Raw genomic sequence first — 1,749 nt, 5'->3', positions numbered from 1 at the left:
GAGCTGGCGCGGCGCGCGCTGCTGCAGCGCTCGCGCACGCGGCTGGTGCTGGCGGCCTCGGGCTTCGGGGTGCTGTTCGGCGCCGTCGCCGTCGGCCTGGCCCATCGCATGGTGGTGGATCCGGCGGAGCCGCGCCGGCTGCAGGCCATGGCCGCGGCCGCGCGCCCGCCGGAGCACCAGCCGCAGCGCGGCGTCATCACCGACCGCAACGGGGAGATCCTGGCCGTTTCCCTGCCGGTCACCGCGCTCTACGCCAACCCGCGCGAGATCCAGGAGCCGGCGGCGGTGGCGCGCCGCCTCGCCCGCGTGCTGCCGCAGCTGGACCCCGAGCGCGTCACCCTGCGCCTCTCCGGCGAGCGGCAATTCGCCTACATCGCCCGGGCACTCACCCCGCGCGAGCAGCAGGCGGTGAACTCGCTCGGCATCCCCGGCCTCTACTTCGAGCAGGCCGAGCGCCGCGCCTATCCGCAGGGCCGGTCGGCCGCGCACATCCTGGGCGGCGTGGACGTGGACGGGAACGGCATCGCCGGCATCGAGAAGTATTTCGACGAGCGGCTGCGCAGCCGCCGCGGCGATTCGCTGCGGCTCTCGATCGACGTGCGCGTGCAGCTCGCGCTGCGCGACGCCGTGCAGCGCGCGATCAGCGAGTTCAACGGCATCGGCGGCGCCGGCATCCTGATGGACGTGCACACCGGCGAGGTGCTGGGCATGGTCAGCCTGCCGGATTTCGACCTCTCCGACCAGGTGAGGCGGGAGGACCGGCCGCTGACGCGGGAGGAGCAGGCCAACAACCCGCGCTTCAATCGCGCGACCGTCGGCGTCTACGAGCCGGGCTCGACCTTCAAGCTGTTCACGGCTGCCGCGGCGCTCGACTTCGGCATCATCAACGTCTGGAACGGCTACGACGCGTCGCGGCCGATCCGCATCGGCCGGCACGAGATCAACGACTTCCGCGGCAAGAACCGCTGGCTCGCCCTGCCGGAGATCATCGCCTACTCCTCGAACCTCGCCTCCGCCCACATGGCGGCCGCGATCGGCACCACGCGGCATCGCGAGTTCATGGTGCGCATGGGCATGGGCTCGCGCCTGCAGCTGGAACTGCCGGAGGTGGCGCTGCCGCTGATCCCCCGCCCGCAGGACTGGCGCGAGATCAACACCATGACCATCGGCTTCGGCCACGGCATCTCGGTCACGCCGCTGCACGTCATCACCGGCGCCTCGGCCCTGGCCAATGGCGGCATCCTGCGCCGCCCGACCCTGATGGCGCGGCCGCCCGGCGAGGCCGTCGAGGGCACGCGCGTGGTCAGCGAGCGCACGTCGGAAACGATGCGCCGGCTGATGCGCGTGGCGGTGACCGAGGGATCCGCCAAGGGCGCCGACGTGCCCGGCTATTTCGTCGGCGGCAAGACCGGCACCGCGCAGAAGACCGGGCCGCGCGGCGGCTACCTGGAGAACAAGCGCATCGCCGCCTTCGTCGGCGCCTTCCCGATGCACGCGCCGCGCTACGCGATCTACGTGATGGTGGACGAGCCGAAGCCGAATGCCCGCAGCATGGGCTATGCGACGGCGGGCTGGGTGGCCGCGCCGGCGGCCGGCATGGTGATCCGCAGCGTCGCGCCGATCCTCGGCATGGTGCCCGAGACCGAGCGCCTGCAGGAGATCCAGGCCTCCATCGCCATCCCGCTGCAGCCCGGCCGTCCAGCGGGCCCGCGCCCGGCCGGCACGCCGCCCGCGCGCCCCGCCCCGGCG

General features: G+C 73.3%; 1 protein-coding gene. It reads left to right on the top strand.

All coding sequences use genetic code 11. The annotated features are described in order from the left end of the window. The coding region (locus OZN99_RS31000) for a peptidoglycan D,D-transpeptidase FtsI family protein (protein WP_270939051.1) at nt 1–1,749 on the top strand (1,749 nt) is incomplete at both ends.

The organism is Falsiroseomonas oryzae (assembly GCF_027856955.1).
Classification (GTDB): Bacteria; Pseudomonadota; Alphaproteobacteria; order Acetobacterales; family Acetobacteraceae; genus Falsiroseomonas; species Falsiroseomonas oryzae.
This window is presented reverse-complemented; position numbering and strand designations above follow the sequence as displayed.